Raw genomic sequence first — 17,066 nt, forward strand, 5'->3', positions numbered from 1 at the left:
AAAGTAATGTGCCGAAGCAATCATTTGTAGGAAAAGGCTGATGGGGGTCAATGGTCATTATTAATGAAGAATGGTTAGATGGAAAAAATGCAAAAGGACGGCCGCCATGGATGATTTTTCACCCAATGACCTAAAAACCATTCTTCACTCCAAGCGCGCCAACCTCTATTACCTGCAGCACTGCCGGGTGTTGGTGAACGGGGGCCGAGTGGAGTATGTCACCGATGAGGGCAGCAAATCCCGCTATTGGAATATCCCCATTGCCAACACCACCTCGATATTGCTGGGCACCGGCACCTCGATTACCCAAGCGGCCATGCGTGAGCTTGCCAAAGCAGGCGTGTTAGTCGGGTTTTGTGGCGGCGGCGGTACGCCGTTATTTGCTGCCAATGAAGTTGACGTGGATGTCGCTTGGCTGACCCCGCAAAGCGAGTACCGCCCCACGGAGTACCTGCAATACTGGGTGCGCTTCTGGTTTGATGATGCCAAACGCCTGGATGCTGCACGCGCATTTCAGCAAGCCCGCCTTGCCCGTATCGAAGCGCTGTGGACAAGCCGGGTGATGAAAGACGCAGGCTTTACTATTTCCACCGACCACCTGCATAGCGCGCTGACCCACCACCGCGAAGCGATCAAGCAAGCCCCCAGCACCGTCGATCTACTGACTTTGGAAGCGCGTTTAACCAAGACACTGTTTAAGCTGGCGGTAAACGCGGTCGAGTACGGTGATTTCACCCGCGCGAAACGCGGTACAGGCACCGACCCTGCCAACCGCTTTCTCGATCACGGCAATTATCTTGCCTACGGGCTGGCAGCGACCGCCACCTGGGTGCTGGGCATTCCCCATGGGCTGGCGGTACTCCACGGTAAAACCCGCCGGGGTGGTTTAGTCTTTGATGTGGCGGATTTGGTGAAAGACGCGGTGATTTTGCCCCAGGCGTTTATTTCCGCCATGCGCGGCGATGAGGAGCAGGAGTTTCGCCAAGCCTGCATTGAGCGCCTAACTCGCACCGAATCCCTCGACTTTATGATCGATACGCTCAAGGAAGTCGCCCAGGCGCTGGGGAGTGGCGACGCATGAATGTGCTGCTGATTTCCCAGTGCAATAAAAATGCTCTCAAGCAAACCCGGCGCGTGCTTGATCAGTTTGCCGAACGCCGTGGCGACCGCACCTGGCAAACACCCATCACCCAGGCAGGGCTGGAGACGCTGCGCAAGCTACTGCGCAAAACCGCCCGCAAGAATACTGCCGTTGCCTGCCACTGGATTCGTGGCCACGACCATAGCGAACTAATGTGGGTGGTGGGGGATGCCGCTCAGTTCAATCTCAATGGCGCAGTACCGACCAATACCACCGCCCGGGATATCCTACGCCGCCGGGATGAAAATGACTGGCACAACGGCGAAGATATTCTCTTGCTCACCGCGATGGCTGCGTTACTGCACGACCTGGGCAAAGCCTGCGACGCCTTCCAGCAGCGGCTTATAGGCAAACTGGAAGGGCGCAACTTATACCGTCATGAATGGATATCGCTACGCCTGTTCCAAGCATTTGTAGGAAGTGACGACGACGCTACCTGGCTGGCGCGTCTGGCCGACGGCGGCTATCAAGAGCAGGATTGGCTGGAGGGGTTGGAGCGTGACGGAATAGACGCTCCTATCTCTGCCGTGTTTAGCCAATTGCCACCGCTAGCTGCCGCGCTGGGTTGGCTAGTGCTTAGCCACCATCGGCTACCGCTAAAACCGCCGGAAAACGATGGCGATCACGAACGGCGCTGGGGCAGAGGAAAGGCGCCACTTCAGGCGGAGCAGCTAGGTGGGCTGTTTGCCTCTATTCATGCCGAGTGGAACGAGATTCCTGAGACCCAAGACCCTAAACGGATATCGCCGTACTGGCAGTTCAGTAAAGGCTTGCCTGTCAGTACACCGCGCTGGCGCGAACGAGCGGTAAAGTTGGCCTCTCGGCTACAGGCGCGGCTGCAAAATGGTAGCCACTGGCTGGACAGCCGCTACGTCATGCATTTAGCCCGGCTTAGCCTCATGCTGGCCGATCACCACTACTCAAGTTTGGAAGACCTTCAACATCGCGTGCGGGGCGAGCCAAATTATCCGTTGACCGCCAATACCGTGCGCAAAACAGGCAAGCCCAACCAGCCGTTGGATGAGCATATTCTGGGCGTTGAAAAACACGCAGCCGCGGTCGCCCGTGCGCTGCCTAGTGTCGACAGCCACCTGCCCTGTTTAGCGCGCCACAAGGGTTTTCGTAAACGCAGCAGTCACCCGCGTTTTCGCTGGCAGGATAAAGCCTTTGATCTGGCCCATTCGTTGAGGGAGCGTAGCCAGCGCCAGGGCTTTTTTGGCATCAATATGGCCTCCACCGGCTGCGGTAAAACCCTGGCCAATGGACGCATTATGTATGCGCTGGCTGACCCTCAACAGGGCGCGCGTTTTAGCATAGCGCTGGGGCTACGCACGCTAACGCTGCAAACCGGTCAGGCGCTGCGTGAACGTCTGCATTTAGGTGAAGATGAACTCGCTGTGCGGGTAGGTGGCAGCGCCAATAAAACCCTGTTTGAACACTACGAACAGGAAGCCGAAGCCAGCGGCTCGGCGTCTCAACAGGCGCTGATCGAAGAAGACGCCCACGTGGTGTTTGACGGCAATTTCGATAGCCACCCGGTGCTGCGCCGCCTTAATAATGAGCCGGGCACCCGCGCGCTGATCGCCGCGCCCATTTTGGTATGTACCGTTGACCATCTGATACCCGCCACGGAAAGCACGCGCGGCGGGCGGCAGATCGTGCCCATGCTGCGCCTAATGAGCAGCGACTTGGTGCTTGACGAAATCGACGATTTCGACATCAACGATCTGCCCGCGCTTACTCGATTAGTGAATTGGGCGGGGCTTTTGGGCTCTAGGGTGCTGCTGTCATCGGCCACTTTGCCGCCCGCATTGGTCGAAGGTTTATATGAAGCCTATCGCAGCGGCCGCGAAGCCTTTCAGCGCCATCGTGGCGAGCCGGGCTTGGCGGTGGATATCTGCTGCGCCTGGTTCGACGAGCACGACCGTCAGCATGAAAACTGCGCCAGTAGTGAGACCTTCAAGACCGCGCATCATGCCTTTGCCAAGCGGCGTTTAGAACGCCTATCGACTAGCCCGGTGCGCCGCCGTGGCGAGATTTTAGCATTGCCACCGCTGGGCAAACGCCCAGAAGAGATCAGGCCCGCGGTTGCAGAGCTGCTACGCGAGCATGCACTGGCGCTTCACCAGCAGCACCACTCCGTTGACCCTCACACCAGCAAACGCGTTAGCTTTGGCCTTATGCGTATGGCCAATATCGACCCCTTGGTAGATGTGGCCAGGGCGCTGTTTCAGCAGGGCGCCCCTGAAGGTATGCGCATTCACCTCTGCGTTTACCACTCACGTCACCCGTTGGTGATGCGCTCAGAAATTGAGCGCCGGTTAGACAGAACGCTGCAACGGGCCGAGCCTGAACGAGTGTTTCAGCAGCCCGATATCCGCCGCCTTCTGGATAGCAGCGAAGAAAACGACCATCTGTTTATTGTGCTGGGCTCACCGGTAACGGAAGTCGGCCGCGACCATGATTACGACTGGGCGATAGTAGAGCCTTCCTCCATGCGCTCGATTATCCAGTTAGCGGGCCGAGTGCGACGCCACCGCGAACAGGCGTGTGAATCGCCTAATATTTTACTGCTTGATACCAACCTCAAGCATTTTGAGCAGTCGGGAAAGCCTGCATTCCACAAACCTGGCTTTGAAACAGATATCAATTGGCGGCTAAGTAGTCACTTCCTTAGTGAGCTATTAACGGAAGATGAGTACAAGGTGATTGATGCCCGCCCGCGTGTGCTGGCGCGGGAAACGCTGCACGCCAAGCAAAGCCTCGTCGATCTGGAGCACGAGCGGCTGCATCAGCTGATGATCGAACAGCCTGCTGAGCCGTTAACCAAAAAAGAGATCAGGCTTGGCAAGCAGCCCAAGCCGCCACCACTTGGAGCTTACAGTTGGTATGCGGTACCGCAGGTGCACTTAACTGGTGTATTGATTCAGCGTGACCCGTTTCGCCAGCAACTCGAACCTGAAATAACCCTCGCACTGATACCTGATGAGGGCGGCGAAACCTGGACGCTACACCGCGTAGACGATGGCGCAAGGCGGGGCGAAAAGCTCTATGTACCGGTGGAGGAGAGCCTGCTGGTGCGGGTAGACCAGGCAAAAGAGCAGGGCGAGCGGATTCAGCCTTGGGGTGCCAGCGACTACTTAACGGCACTGGCTGACTTGGCCGAAGACCTGGATATCTCCCTTGATCGCGCCGCCCGTACCTTTGGCACGGTGACAGCTTCGGCTAGAGGCCAGCGATGGGGGTATCACCCGGTGTTGGGATTTTGGCGTAGCAAATGACGTTAAACCTGCTCGTTAATATCTGCGAGCGTTTCGCAAGCCAGGGTTTGTATGCCAGCAAGGGCTTCAGCGCTGTCATTAGCAAGCCAAGAGAGACTTGGAAATCGTGAGCATAAGCCTACAAATTGTTGGTCTTCTTCAGACCAAAGAATACTGAAGGTGTGATCGCTGTGATTTATCATCATTTCTATGCCAGCAGGGTGAAATAACCAAAAGGAAAACGTATGGCAAATAATAGCAGAGCAGCAGAAATTCGCTCTGGGATCGAAGCCTTCCTGAAAGAGCGCTTCGACATCAAAGCGGAAAAGCTAGCTCCGGATGACCCGAAATACCAGGCACTGATTGAGCAGTTCCAATTCGATACCTGGATCAACGATGCGGCAAGGCGGGTTGGCTCTCTTCAAGTGGTGACTCACTCTCTCAAGCAGGCCCACCCATATGCCAAGGGCTCAACTTTTTACGCTCCACCCGAATCACTAACCAGCTATGGCTTGGTAAGTAGCCATGTATTGCCCCCTGACTTTTCAGGTGATGTGGTAGGTGATGCTGCCGCGCTTGATGTTTATAAGCTTTTGAAGCTGGAGGTTGAAGGCAAATCGCTGCTTGAACGCGTGTTGGAAAATGATACCGATCTTGCAAAGGCGTTAAGCGATGACCCCGAACAAGCCCAAGTATGGATCAACGCCTTTGCGGCGATTACCGAAGCCCGCAGCGATCCCGCTTCCCACACCCACGCGAAACAGGTCTACTGGCTAGTGAGAGATGAAGCCCTAGAAGATGAAGACTATCATCTGCTAGCCCCGCTTTATGGCACTTCGCTGGCCCACTGCGTATTCCAAACCATTAACCATGACCGCTTTAGCGAAGCGGCTAAAGAGGCACGTAAAGCCAAGCGGGAAGGCATATACGCCGAGCAATCCTTGCATAGCTACCCCAATTTAGCTGTACAGAAAATGGGCGGCACCAAGCCGCAAAATATCTCGCAACTGAATAGCGAGCGTGGCGGTAACAACTATTTATTGGCATCGCTTCCGCCCAACTGGAATGTGCGTGATATTCGCCCGCCGCTAAAAGTCGCATCGGTTTTCTCCCACCCTGGAATATTTGGCAGCCGCTCAGAAGTGCGCTCCCTTGTTAAAGACCTCAAGCGCTTTCTGGAGACCAACCCCACCACGGATATGCACACCCGAGACCTGCGCGATGACTACACGGCCATGCTGATGGACGAGCTATCGCTGTTTGCTATGCAGATGCATAGCCTACCTGCGGGTTGGAGCGACGATGAAAAATGTGAACTGGTCGCCGAAGAAGCCTTCTGGCTAGATCCTGGCCGTGCCGAGGAAGATGCTGCTTTTCGTGAAGCGCGGAACAGCGTGGAATGGGTAGACGAGATTCGCCACCGTTTCGCTAGCTGGCTTAATACCGTGCTGGGTGAAAAGCTCCCATTAGGCGATGTGGAATTTCGTCACTGGAAGAAAACACTGGCGAAAGATGCTACCCATCAACGCCTGCAGGATCGTGACCGTCGATGGATGGAAAGCCTAATGGAAGATTTACACAACCTGCCAGGAGGTGATGACGATGAGTGAAGTGAAAAACCTCCTAGTCCTGCCGCGCCTGCGGGTGCAAAACGCCAACGCGATTTCCAGCCCAATGACCTGGGGCTTTCCTGCCATGAGCGCTTTTGTGGGCTTGATGCACGCCCTCGAGCGCAAGCTCTATGCAGAAGGTATCAACGTTTCACTCGGTAACTTCGGCGTTATTTGCCATGACTTAGAGGCTCAGGCAACTAAAGACCGTTATCAATACACGTTCCATTTAACTCGCACACCGCTTTCGTCGCCGAAAGATCGTGCCAAAATACAGAAAGATAGCAGCTATAAAGCACCTTCTATTGTGGAGGAGGGGCGGGTTCATCTGGATATTACGCTGATCTTCACGATTGATTCAGCCGCGGCAGAAAGTGAGCATGATGATATTGCCCAACAAATTGGTGAGATCGTTGGGGGTATGCGTATTGCCGGTGGCAGCGTCATCCCTAATCGCAGCGTGCCAAGCCACAAACAACGCCCGCAATGGGTCACGCTTGATGACAATGAAGAGCGGCGGGAAAAGCAGTTCGCGCGCCTAAAACGGCGTTGGTTGCCGGGCTTTGCGTTAACTCTGCGCGATGACTACCTCGCCGAGCACCACCAAACGCTGCAACAGCAAAACCCGGAAGCCAGTTTGCTGGATGCATGGCTAGACCTTTCACGGCTTAACCACTATTGCGCCCTTGAAAATAAAGGTGAATCCAACGAGAAGCCCCTTTGGCAGGTGCAGCGCCCCTATCGCGGCTGGCTGGTGCCTATCCCCGTGGGTTATGGCGCCATTTCCGATCTTTTTAATCCCGGAGAGGTGGCCAACGCCCGGGATACCAAAACTAAATTTCGCTTTGTCGAAAGCCTCTACTCCATCGGTGAATGGGTAAGCCCCCACCGCATGAAGCAACCTGAAGACCTGCTTTGGTACGTTGATAACAACGAAGAAGCGGGACTTTACCGGCTCAATAACGATTACCACCTTCGCGCCTCAGCACAGTAAACAAGGAGCTTTATCATGGCTAAAAACGATACCCTTAAAACCGCTTCCGTCCTCGCCTTTGAACGCAAGCTTGACCCCTCCGATGCCCTGCTTTACGCCAGTAACTGGGAAAAGCGGCAAGATGATCAGCAGTGGCAGCCGGTAGAAGTACGCGAAAAATCGGTACGTGGTACCATTTCCAACCGCCTGAAAGATTCAAGTAAAGAGCATAAAGATCCTGCTAAGTTAGATGCTCAGATTGAGAACCCCAATCCCCAATCAGTCGATGTCGCCACGCTGCCCCATAATGCAGATACCTTAGTAGCGCGCTTTACGCTGCGCGTATTGGCCGGTGCCGGCACGCCCTCTGCCTGTAATAACGCGGAGTACCAAGCAAAGCTGGAACAAGCAGTCGCCAAGTATAAACAGGCGCAAGGTTTTGGCGAGCTGGCGCATCGCTATGCCAATAACCTCGCGAATGGTCGCTTTCTGTGGCGCAACCGCATGGGCGCAGAGCAAGTTGAGGTAAGCGTTCGCCAATTGGCACAGGGCAAAACCACCAAAGAGTGGACGTTTGATGCACTGTCGCTCTCATTACGGGCTTTTGAGGACACCGCCGAGCTTAAAGAACTCTCCGGTGTTATTGCCTCCGCGTTGGCGGGTGAACAGCATTTACTGCTAGAGGTGGTGGCCTATGTGCGCGTGGGCAGTGGCCAGGAAGTGTTCCCGTCTCAAGAACTTATTATGGATCGTTCACGTGGAGATAAGAGCAAGACTCTATATAGCATTGGTGATGATAAAACAGGGGCGATCCACTCCCAAAAGCTGGGTAATGCTATTCGCACTATCGATACCTGGTACCCCAATGAGGTAGAGGAAGACCTTGGCCCTATCGCGGTAGAGCCGTATGGCTCGGTGACAACTCGCGGAAAAGCATACCGGCACCCCAAAGAGAAAAAAGATTTTTACAGCTTGCTCGACAACTGGATGCTTAAAGACCAAGTGCCTACGAAGGAAGACCAGCACTTTGTTATGGCGACCCTGATTCGCGGCGGTGTATTCGGCGAAGCGGGGTAAACCATGGATCACTATATCGACATTCGTTTACGGCCCGACCCTGACTTTGCCCCGGCAATGTTAATGGGCGCGCTTTATAACAAGCTGCACCGGGCGCTGTTTGATTTACAGGCCGAAGATGTAGGTGTCAGTTTCCCTAGCCATAAGCACGGTGTACGCGCTCGCACACTGGGTGATCACCTTCGCTTGCATGGCACGCAAGCGCGTTTGCAACAGCTAATGAGTGCAGATTGGCTAACCGGCATGCGCGATCATACTCAGGTGAGTGAGGTAATCGCTGCTCCCGCTAATGCGCAGCATATTAATGTCGCTCGGAAGCAGTTCAATACAGGGAGCGAAAGCCGTGCAAAACGATATGCCAAGCGGCATAACATTTTAGAAGATGAGGCTCGGAAAATTTACGCCAAAGTCGCGGCGCGGGGTATAGAACTGCCCTTTGTGCAGATAAATAGTCGTTCTACCCAGCAGCGATTCAGCCTGTTTATAGAACACCGCAAACCTCAGAAAAACTCGGTGGCGGGTGCGTTTAACTACTACGGTTTAAGCAGTAATGCTACCGTTCCGTGGTTTTGACCCTTTTTTTCAACATGAAAATTGGTAACCAATAATCAAGCACTTAGCGGTATCGCTCAAAAAAGAGTGATACCGCTTTTTTCGGCTAAAGCTCTTTAACAATCAGCACATTAATTTTGATATGCTCTAGTGCGCTGCCGCCCAGGCAGCTCAGAAAATAAAACCGACCCGACGCCGCTGCGCGCGCTTGTGCGCTGCCGCCCAGGCAGCTCAGAAAGCCCACGTCCACGCTGCCCGTTACGTCTAATTGTGCGCTGCCGCCCAGGCAGCTCAGAAAGCTTGAAACGATACCCAAAAATTGCGCCCTACTGTGCGCTGCCGCCCAGGCAGCTCAGAAAGACGACGATGACGGAAACCGTCGTCTGCTACCGTGCGCTGCCGCCCAGGCAGCTCAGAAATTCGCGCATGACCAACTGGTAAGGCACGGAAAGTGCGCTGCCGCCCAGGCAGCTCAGAAATCAGCCGGGTCGATTACACGACGCTCGATGACGTGCGCTGCCGCCCAGGCAGCTCAGAAATTCCTCCCACTCACAGGACTCGAAGCCGCCAGGTGCGCTGCCGCCCAGGCAGCTCAGAAAGTTGAAATGGGCGTGACCGGATTTGCGAAGCTGTGCGCTGCCGCCCAGGCAGCTCAGAAAAATATAGTTGAACGCAGTGGTGATTGCCTGGCGTGCGCTGCCGCCCAGGCAGCTCAGAAAATTAACGCCGCCGGCGAACTGGAGGTAAATCTGTGCGCTGCCGCCCAGGCAGCTCAGAAAGCGATAAACTGACGCTGACGTTTACTAAACGCGTGCGCTGCCGCCCAGGCAGCTCAGAAATCTCAAGCGTAGCGCGCGCCCTTCCGATTCGATGTGCGCTGCCGCCCAGGCAGCTCAGAAAAATGTCCACGCCGGGAACGTTGTTAACAAGGTGTGCGCTGCCGCCCAGGCAGCTCAGAAAATGCACTATTTACGGCAGAGGGACTATATTATGTGCGCTGCCGCCCAGGCAGCTCAGAAACGTACCCGGTCAACGTCGCGATGACGGCGGCTGTGCGCTGCCGCCCAGGCAGCTCAGAAAAAGCGCCGGGATACTTCGAGAACTCATCAAACGTGCGCTGCCGCCCAGGCAGCTCAGAAATCGTAGCTGTTCAGGCTCGCTTCGGCGTGTGCGTGCGCTGCCGCCCAGGCAGCTCAGAAAGTACACGGGCATTCCGTGCTTGTCCATCTGACGTGCGCTGCCGCCCAGGCAGCTCAGAAAAGCTTAAGCGGCTGGCCTGTCCGGTTTGGTGGGTGCGCTGCCGCCCAGGCAGCTCAGAAAAGCACCGCAAATCGCGCTTTATTGGGCGCTGGGTGCGCTGCCGCCCAGGCAGCTCAGAAATGGGTGATGGCGACGACAAGCCGACATTAGTAGTGCGCTGCCGCCCAGGCAGCTCAGAAAGCGCTGAGCGCGGGCGACGTGACCGCGTGCGCTGCCGCCCAGGCAGCTCAGAAAGCTTGCTTGAGCTGTTCCAGCGCGCCGGGTAGGTGCGCTGCCGCCCAGGCAGCTCAGAAAGGATGAATGGTACGAGCCGCCGATCCCGTTAAGTGCGCTGCCGCCCAGGCAGCTCAGAAAACCAACTCCACACTGTCGCCAATCGTCATGTCGTGCGCTGCCGCCCAGGCAGCTCAGAAATGTCGGCTGCATGTGCTCGGGCGTCGTGTCGTGTGCGCTGCCGCCCAGGCAGCTCAGAAAATGAACCAACTTCGTAGAGATATAGTGCGCTAGTGCGCTGCCGCCCAGGCAGCTCAGAAAAAATGAAATCGGTTTTCTGTGAGCAATACCCGGTGCGCTGCCGCCCAGGCAGCTCAGAAAGTACGTGGCGTTGAATTGCTCAGCTTTTAGCAGTGCGCTGCCGCCCAGGCAGCTCAGAAAAACTTCATGCTGAACAGTAACCACAAAGACGCGTGCGCTGCCGCCCAGGCAGCTCAGAAAACCAATAAGGAGGTTACATGAAAGCCTATAAAAGTGCGCTGCCGCCCAGGCAGCTCAGAAAATCAAACATCGCCACTTTCTCGCCTGTTCCTGGTGCGCTGCCGCCCAGGCAGCTCAGAAATTGAGCGCCTTCAATAGATCGGCCCTAACTGGGTGCGCTGCCGCCCAGGCAGCTCAGAAATTGTCCGAATAACCGAAACGCTGACGAGGTATGTGCGCTGCCGCCCAGGCAGCTCAGAAAAGCTTGCGCCTTGCGAGATTGCAGGCGAGGTAGTGCGCTGCCGCCCAGGCAGCTCAGAAAATTCAACACGCAGCCAGAAGGCGGGTTAACGCGTGCGCTGCCGCCCAGGCAGCTCAGAAATTGACGCTGAATAGGAAGTTGGGCATAGGCAAGTGCGCTGCCGCCCAGGCAGCTCAGAAACGGGAACGCCGCAAAGAGGAAGCCGAAGCCGAGGTGCGCTGCCGCCCAGGCAGCTCAGAAATGAATATTCGCGGGTATCGGGGTCGTAGTTGCGTGCGCTGCCGCCCAGGCAGCTCAGAAAACACGGCACCGTTGATCGGCTCGGCTGAGAGCGTGCGCTGCCGCCCAGGCAGCTCAGAAAAGACCGATGATGCGCAGTTTGAGCTTTGGCTTGTGCGCTGCCGCCCAGGCAGCTCAGAAAACTTGTCGACGTTATCCAGCCCCGCGCCGTAGGTGCGCTGCCGCCCAGGCAGCTCAGAAAGCTACAGAGGCGGGAGCGCTGACGGCTAGCGTGTGCGCTGCCGCCCAGGCAGCTCAGAAAACCCGCGGCGCTCTAACCGCTTTCGCCAGAGTGTGCGCTGCCGCCCAGGCAGCTCAGAAAGTTTGCCGGTGGCGGCGCCACTGAGCGCTATCGTGCGCTGCCGCCCAGGCAGCTCAGAAATCTAACCCTACCAGGGCAGAGTCTGGGTACGTGTGCGCTGCCGCCCAGGCAGCTCAGAAAGTCTGTTGTTGAAGATGCTCGCGCGTCCGGCGGTGCGCTGCCGCCCAGGCAGCTCAGAAATCATTAGTCGCCGGTGTGACGCTGGCCACCCGGTGCGCTGCCGCCCAGGCAGCTCAGAAAAGCCTGCCAAACCGGCATAGGCTGGTGTTGGGGTGCGCGGCCGCCCAGGCAGCTCAGAAAATTCTGCCGTTTGGCGGAAACATGACGGTTCTCGTGCGCTGCCGCCCAGGCAGCTCAGAAAAACATGATCAACGTCAATGAAGCGACGGGCGAGTGCGCTGCCGCCCAGGCAGCTCAGAAAATTGTGCGGCGTATAGCCTGCGTAGCGTCGTCGTGCGCTGCCGCCCAGGCAGCTCAGAAATATCCCCAAAGATGCCCCTACAGTACGCCTCAGTGCGCTGCCGCCCAGGCAGCTCAGAAAACGACGCCAGCCGGTAGTCCGATAAATATCACGTGCGCTGCCGCCCAGGCAGCTCAGAAAGGAGAGAAATAAATGTTTAAGAAAATCGCAGCGTGCGCTGCCGCCCAGGCAGCTCAGAAATAATTAAAAGGGATAACTAACAATGGTTAATAGTGCGCTGCCGCCCAGGCAGCTCAGAAAACTCACGTTGTTTCTCTAAACGCAACTTGATAGTGCGCTGCCGCCCAGGCAGCTCAGAAATTGCATTGGTTGGCAGTCGATAACAATACCGTGTGCGCTGCCGCCCAGGCAGCTCAGAAAAGAGAAGTATCCCACCAAGCCGACAACGGCGGGTGCGCTGCCGCCCAGGCAGCTCAGAAATGGTCGACAGAAGCTGCCCAATGATAATACCCGTGCGCTGCCGCCCAGGCAGCTCAGAAATCACGCAGCTGGGCGCGGATCTCCGCATTCACGTGCGCTGCCGCCCAGGCAGCTCAGAAAGTCGACAATGTCACCGGCCACGGCGTCGCGGTGTGCGCTGCCGCCCAGGCAGCTCAGAAAGTGGCGCGTGACTTTGCCGGGGAAGTGCCCGAGTGCGCTGCCGCCCAGGCAGCTCAGAAAAGGTAGGAAAAGGAGCACTCCACACCGTTCGGGTGCGCTGCCGCCCAGGCAGCTCAGAAATGGCCTGTGAAGCTTCTCCCGAGTCGATCGGCGTGCGCTGCCGCCCAGGCAGCTCAGAAACAAATAATTGCGGGCAACACGCGGTTAACCATGTGCGCTGCCGCCCAGGCAGCTCAGAAACTGATAATCCTGGGCCGTAAGACGAAACGGTATGTGCGCTGCCGCCCAGGCAGCTCAGAAATAACGGATTGGGCGCTTGAAATGGAATCAGATGTGCGCTGCCGCCCAGGCAGCTCAGAAAACCCTACGAAGCCTTGAACAGCGAAGGGTATCGTGCGCTGCCGCCCAGGCAGCTCAGAAAAAGGAAGCGTCGGACGGCGAATCCATCACTTCGTGCGCTGCCGCCCAGGCAGCTCAGAAAAATGCCGCGCAGTGTTACAAAGTTAGCGTACTGTGCGCTGCCGCCCAGGCAGCTCAGAAATATTCAAATGATCGTAGTGCTGGCACGTAGCGGTGCGCTGCCGCCCAGGCAGCTCAGAAATTCTGGATACGCATCCCGCAGCCGATGGACGCGTGCGCTGCCGCCCAGGCAGCTCAGAAATGGCACGTTGCGCATTAGTGCGCCCAGGTCGAGTGCGCTGCCGCCCAGGCAGCTCAGAAAAGGAGCAAGACCAGGGCAAGGAGGCCGACCAGGTGCGCTGCCGCCTAGGCAGCTCAGAAAGCCATGGCGATTGGCATGCTCCCCGGCATCGAGTGCGCTGCCGCCCAGGCAGCTCAGAAATCAGGGTTCCAGCGCAGGCGGACATGCTCGCCGTTAGCTGCCGCCCAGGCAGCTCAGAAAAGACCCGCCGCGTGGTCGATGCTCACAACTCGGTTAGCTGCCGCCCAGGCAGCTCAGAAATGATGGATTCAACCGTCATGGAGCGACACGAAGTGCGCTGCCGCCCAGGCAGCAAGTAGACATTTAAATGACCAGCCCTATTCCTCCGGTGCAGGCTCCATGGCCCGTTTGTCGTCGGGCAGGCGGACGGTGTCGCCTTTTTGGAGCTTGCCACGGCTGTCCAGGCGTTGGCCCTGGGCGTCGATGATGGCGACCACATCACCAATGCTGACGGCATCGTCCTCGCGGTAGCTGCGTACGTCGATGCGCACAGAGCAACCCTGATACCGCGCTGTGAGAATGTCGCCGGTGTGGGGCGTGGGGTCGAAATTGGCGTCTTTGGCGTAGAGCTGAGTTACGCTGGCGCTTCCTGGCTCATCCCATTCGATGTGTCGATGCATAACAAATTCCTTCTTCGTGTTGTGTTGCAAGGGACAAAGGTAAATGTCTTTACGTTAGCGTAGCCTATTCGCCGCTTTCGCTCTGGGCGGGTTGGCCGATGTGCTGGAACATAAAGGTAAGCGCCGCGGGCAGGCTGGCCCGCCATACTTGCCAGGTGTGTCCGCCGGGGTACAGGTCTAGATGTACGTCGTTGGGCTGAATTTTCTCCATGGACTGGCGCAGCTGGCGAGCATGGAGCTCAGCGTCAAATACATCACTACGCCCAGCGCTAATATACAGCGGCACGGGTAGCACATCGCTTTCCTTGGCAGCGGGGCGCGGCGTGACCTGAATGCGGTAATCTTCAAGGTGTGCGGTATAGTTTAGCTGTTCCCAAAGCTGGCGGTCGAACTCGCCCTGTTCGTTTAAAAACGCAGGGTGGCGATTGGCCGAGGAGTTGGCCGGTGGGAAAGGCGCGTAGCTGGCGGGGCTTAGCGCGGCCACCGCAGCGAACAGGTCGGGGCGTTCCAGGGCAAAATTAAGTGCTCCAAAACCGCCTGCGGAAAGCCCGGCTACGCCGCGCATCGCACGTTCATCGCCTACGCGGTAGCGTTCTTCTACGTGGGGCATAAGGTCATTGAAAAAGGCGCTGCGGGCCGCTTCGTTATGGCCATCAACCCACCAGCTACGGCTGCCGGGCATGATGAATACGCTGGGGAGGATGTGCCCGGCGCGGATCATTCGGTCGGCGGTCTGCTTTAAATTGCCTTTGGCTACCCAGTCGCGCTCGTTACCGAACGAGCCATGTAGAAGGTAAACCACTGGGTAAACCGTATCGCTGTCATCAGCGTACCCATCGGGCAAATATACCGTGTAGGGGTAAGGGTTACCCAAGGTGGTCGAATCGAAATGGTGTCGTTCAACACTGCTAGCGAGGGCGGTCGAACAGGTGGCCAATAAGCCCGCGAATAAACCAAACAGGCTGACGGCCCCGAGCCGCCAAGGGGGGCGTTTTCTCATGAGCACCTCGTCTGCTGGGAATTATCGAGTATCGATGAGGTCGGACAGCCCACGGCGTGAGATGTTCAGATCGCTAATGCGTAAAGCGTAGCGCAACAACACACTAGCGGGAGGACTCGTGCAAAAAGTTGAAGAGATCTTTTGGCTTAGAGCCTACGGCTGTATCGCCGTTTTTTTATTCCACTTGATGGATCAGGTGAATAACTACGTAGACAATCTCGTTACCGATTTCATGCGTATTCCGCTGGTGCTGGGGACGCCGATTTTCTTGTTTATATCGGTGTTTGTGTTCGCTATTCGTTACGATAAAGAAGTGCCCGAAGGGTTCATACGCCAGCGCGTTAAGTACATCATGCTGCCTTATTTTGTCTATGGACTTATTTATTCAACGGCGGAGTGGGTGCGGGCATGGGGAGAGGGCGATCCGATCAGCTTCTGGGCCAATGCTGTCCAGTATTTTGTTTACGCGGGCTGGCACGGCTACTTCCTGATTATCGCCATGCAGTTTTATGTCGGCTATTGGCTGTTTACCCGTTGGCGTCTTTGGCGGGTCAATCCGGTGCCGTGGTTCTGGCTTTCCTGTTTGATCAGCATGGGCTATTGGGGAACGGCCTACTGGTATGGCGTCGACCCGCCTGGGTACCTGCTGTGGGTGGCGCCGCTGGGCTGGCTGTATCTGTTTTTCCTGGCCCTAGTGCTGGTTCGGTATTACCCATTGGCGCCAAACGGTATTAAAGCCGAGCGACCGTTATGGATGAAATATCTGGCTCTACCGGCCTGCCTGGGGATTTTTGTGCTCGGACTGTGCATCGCAACGCTCGCCCACTTGCCGGACTTCACCTCGAAAGAGGTGTGGATCATTCCGTTCTTTGTGTTGTTTACCCTATGCGCCACGCGACGGCTTAAAGGCTACACCGCGCCCAACTGGGTGCGCAAAATCAATGTTTATTCGTTTGGCATTTACTTGGCGCATCCGATGTTTTTCATCGTCACCGATTTAGTGATCGCGCCTTTATCGCTGCCAATTGTGGTCTATGCCGCGATTCTTGCCGTGGTAAGCATGGTGGGGTGCATCGTATTAAGCAACGTGGTCAACAAGTCGAGGATCGGGTCGATGATGTTCGGCAAACAGCTGAATGTGGCGATGCGCTAGGCAATATGACCTGTTGGGGGGATAGGCGCTTGAGAAGTGAAGGTATGGATACGGGTCGGGCAGGCATGCAAACGCTGTAAGAAGTCGTGTATGGCGCTACGGTCGAGTTCAGGGTCGAAACCTCCCAGACGTTCGAGCCATGTACGTCGCACCGCTATGTAAGGGGGCGATTGCAGTGTGGTGGCTAAAAAGCGTTGCAGTAATCGTGCTGGCAAAGTGGGTTCGCTGGCGCCGAGTACAACAGCCTCAACGGCGTAGCTATCCAACATAGGAAAAAGCGCCCGCCATAAGGTCGCTGGTAGTGCGGTGGCGTGCAGCGCAAAAATCAACCATTCGGCCTGGCTGGCGGCAGCGGCGTGATTAAGCCGTGCGCCCAGGGTGGTGGCCGGCGAGACGATGCAGTGCGCAGCAAAACGTTGCTCGATGAGTGATAATCGATTGTCATGGTTAAGGCTGGTTACCTGCAGCGAATAGGCGGGGTGGTCGGCGGCTGCATGGTAAATGGCATGAAGGTGGCGCGGCAATTGGGCACCGGTGACGCAGGTGTCGATAATAAAACATACCGACTTCATGGGGGTGCCCTCCGGCCTTGTGTGTTTATTTTTTGTTTAGTGTAACTGACTGTGTCTAAAAGTTTAATATAGTATCTATTGTTTGGTGCGCAAGCAAATAATGTTTGCTGTGCTCAGGGCTTACAACGCAATGCACTTTTTTGGTGCTAGCGGGCTTGTTTTTGCACAAACTTGGTGCTTTTGTTGTCCTTATAAAGCCGTATATTGGTAGTCAAGCTCTAGATGCAACATGAAGTGGCACGGTTTTTATTTTTAAAGTGCATTTAAAACAATGACTTGATGTTTTTTTATGCCATATTGGTGCAATAGTGGCACGCAATCTGCATTGTTACCTGTAGCGGCTAAGTAAGTCATAGGCAAAGCGCCTTGCGGCGTGCTACAACATTAGCCGGTTTCGTTATCGCTAGGCGTTCTGTTGAATGCAATGAACAAACGTTGAGTGAACAAGCAAGGCAGGCGTGCCATGATGCACGCGTTATGTCGAACAACA

The 17,066-nt window shown here is 56.2% G+C and carries 10 protein-coding genes and 1 CRISPR repeat array; of the genes, 7 read left to right on the forward strand and 3 right to left on the reverse strand.

What is annotated here, in order from left to right; translation table 11 throughout:
- Nucleotides 1–106 precede the first annotated feature (106 nt).
- The 6 genes from cas1f to cas6f all read left to right on the forward strand — a co-directional run bounded on the left by cas1f (nucleotide 107) and on the right by cas6f (nucleotide 8,634).
- Nucleotides 107–1,081 (forward strand): type I-F CRISPR-associated endonuclease Cas1f, encoded by a 975-nt coding sequence (gene cas1f / locus CPH17_RS13745; RefSeq protein ID WP_096299901.1) that lies wholly within the window; start codon nucleotides 107–109, stop codon nucleotides 1,079–1,081.
- Nucleotides 1,078–4,422 carry a type I-F CRISPR-associated helicase Cas3f gene (gene cas3f / locus CPH17_RS13750; protein WP_096299903.1) on the forward strand — a complete coding sequence of 1,115 codons (3,345 nt, stop codon included), beginning with the start codon at nucleotides 1,078–1,080 and terminating at the stop codon, nucleotides 4,420–4,422. The genes cas1f and cas3f overlap by 4 nt, the downstream gene beginning before the upstream one ends.
- A gap of 224 nt (nucleotides 4,423–4,646) precedes the next feature.
- A complete protein-coding gene (gene csy1, locus CPH17_RS13760) occupies nucleotides 4,647–6,011 on the forward strand; it encodes a type I-F CRISPR-associated protein Csy1 (RefSeq protein WP_096299905.1) in 1,365 nt (454 codons plus the stop codon).
- Entirely contained in the window at nucleotides 6,004–7,005 is a 1,002-nt protein-coding gene (csy2, locus tag CPH17_RS13765) for a type I-F CRISPR-associated protein Csy2 (RefSeq protein WP_096299907.1), read from the forward strand. The genes csy1 and csy2 overlap by 8 nt, the downstream gene beginning before the upstream one ends.
- 15 nt (nucleotides 7,006–7,020) lie before the next feature.
- Nucleotides 7,021–8,061, forward strand: coding sequence for a type I-F CRISPR-associated protein Csy3 (csy3, locus tag CPH17_RS13770; protein WP_096299909.1), 1,041 nt, complete (start codon nucleotides 7,021–7,023; stop codon nucleotides 8,059–8,061).
- 3 nt (nucleotides 8,062–8,064) lie between these two features.
- A complete protein-coding gene (cas6f, locus tag CPH17_RS13775) occupies nucleotides 8,065–8,634 on the forward strand; it encodes a type I-F CRISPR-associated endoribonuclease Cas6/Csy4 (RefSeq protein ID WP_096299911.1) in 570 nt (189 codons plus the stop codon).
- A 129-nt stretch (nucleotides 8,635–8,763) separates the two neighbouring features.
- Nucleotides 8,764–13,531: a CRISPR direct-repeat array (repeat unit 28 nt; unit sequence GTGCGCTGCCGCCCAGGCAGCTCAGAAA).
- Nucleotides 13,532–13,548: 17 nt separating this feature from the next.
- Here cas6f and CPH17_RS13780 read toward each other — a convergent pair.
- Both CPH17_RS13780 and CPH17_RS13785 read right to left on the reverse strand, forming a co-directional pair.
- On the reverse strand, nucleotides 13,549–13,851 hold the full coding sequence (locus tag CPH17_RS13780) for a hypothetical protein (protein WP_074397791.1): 303 nt from the start codon (nucleotides 13,849–13,851) through the stop codon (nucleotides 13,549–13,551).
- 64 nt (nucleotides 13,852–13,915) lie between these two features.
- Nucleotides 13,916–14,851 (reverse strand): alpha/beta hydrolase, encoded by a 936-nt coding sequence (locus CPH17_RS13785; RefSeq protein WP_096299913.1) that lies wholly within the window; start codon nucleotides 14,849–14,851, stop codon nucleotides 13,916–13,918.
- Between the two features lie 118 nt (nucleotides 14,852–14,969).
- Between CPH17_RS13785 and CPH17_RS13790 the strand changes: the two genes are divergently transcribed.
- On the forward strand, nucleotides 14,970–16,004 hold the full coding sequence (locus CPH17_RS13790) for an acyltransferase family protein (protein WP_096299914.1): 1,035 nt from the start codon (nucleotides 14,970–14,972) through the stop codon (nucleotides 16,002–16,004).
- Here CPH17_RS13790 and CPH17_RS13795 read toward each other — a convergent pair.
- On the reverse strand, nucleotides 16,001–16,576 hold the full coding sequence (locus tag CPH17_RS13795; protein WP_074397789.1) for a hypothetical protein: 576 nt from the start codon (nucleotides 16,574–16,576) through the stop codon (nucleotides 16,001–16,003). The two genes, CPH17_RS13790 and CPH17_RS13795, sit on opposite strands and share 4 nt — an antisense overlap.
- Nucleotides 16,577–17,066: the final 490 nt, after the last annotated feature.

It is taken from the genome of Halomonas sp. hl-4, assembly GCF_900215475.1.
Lineage (GTDB): Bacteria > Pseudomonadota > Gammaproteobacteria > Pseudomonadales > Halomonadaceae > Vreelandella.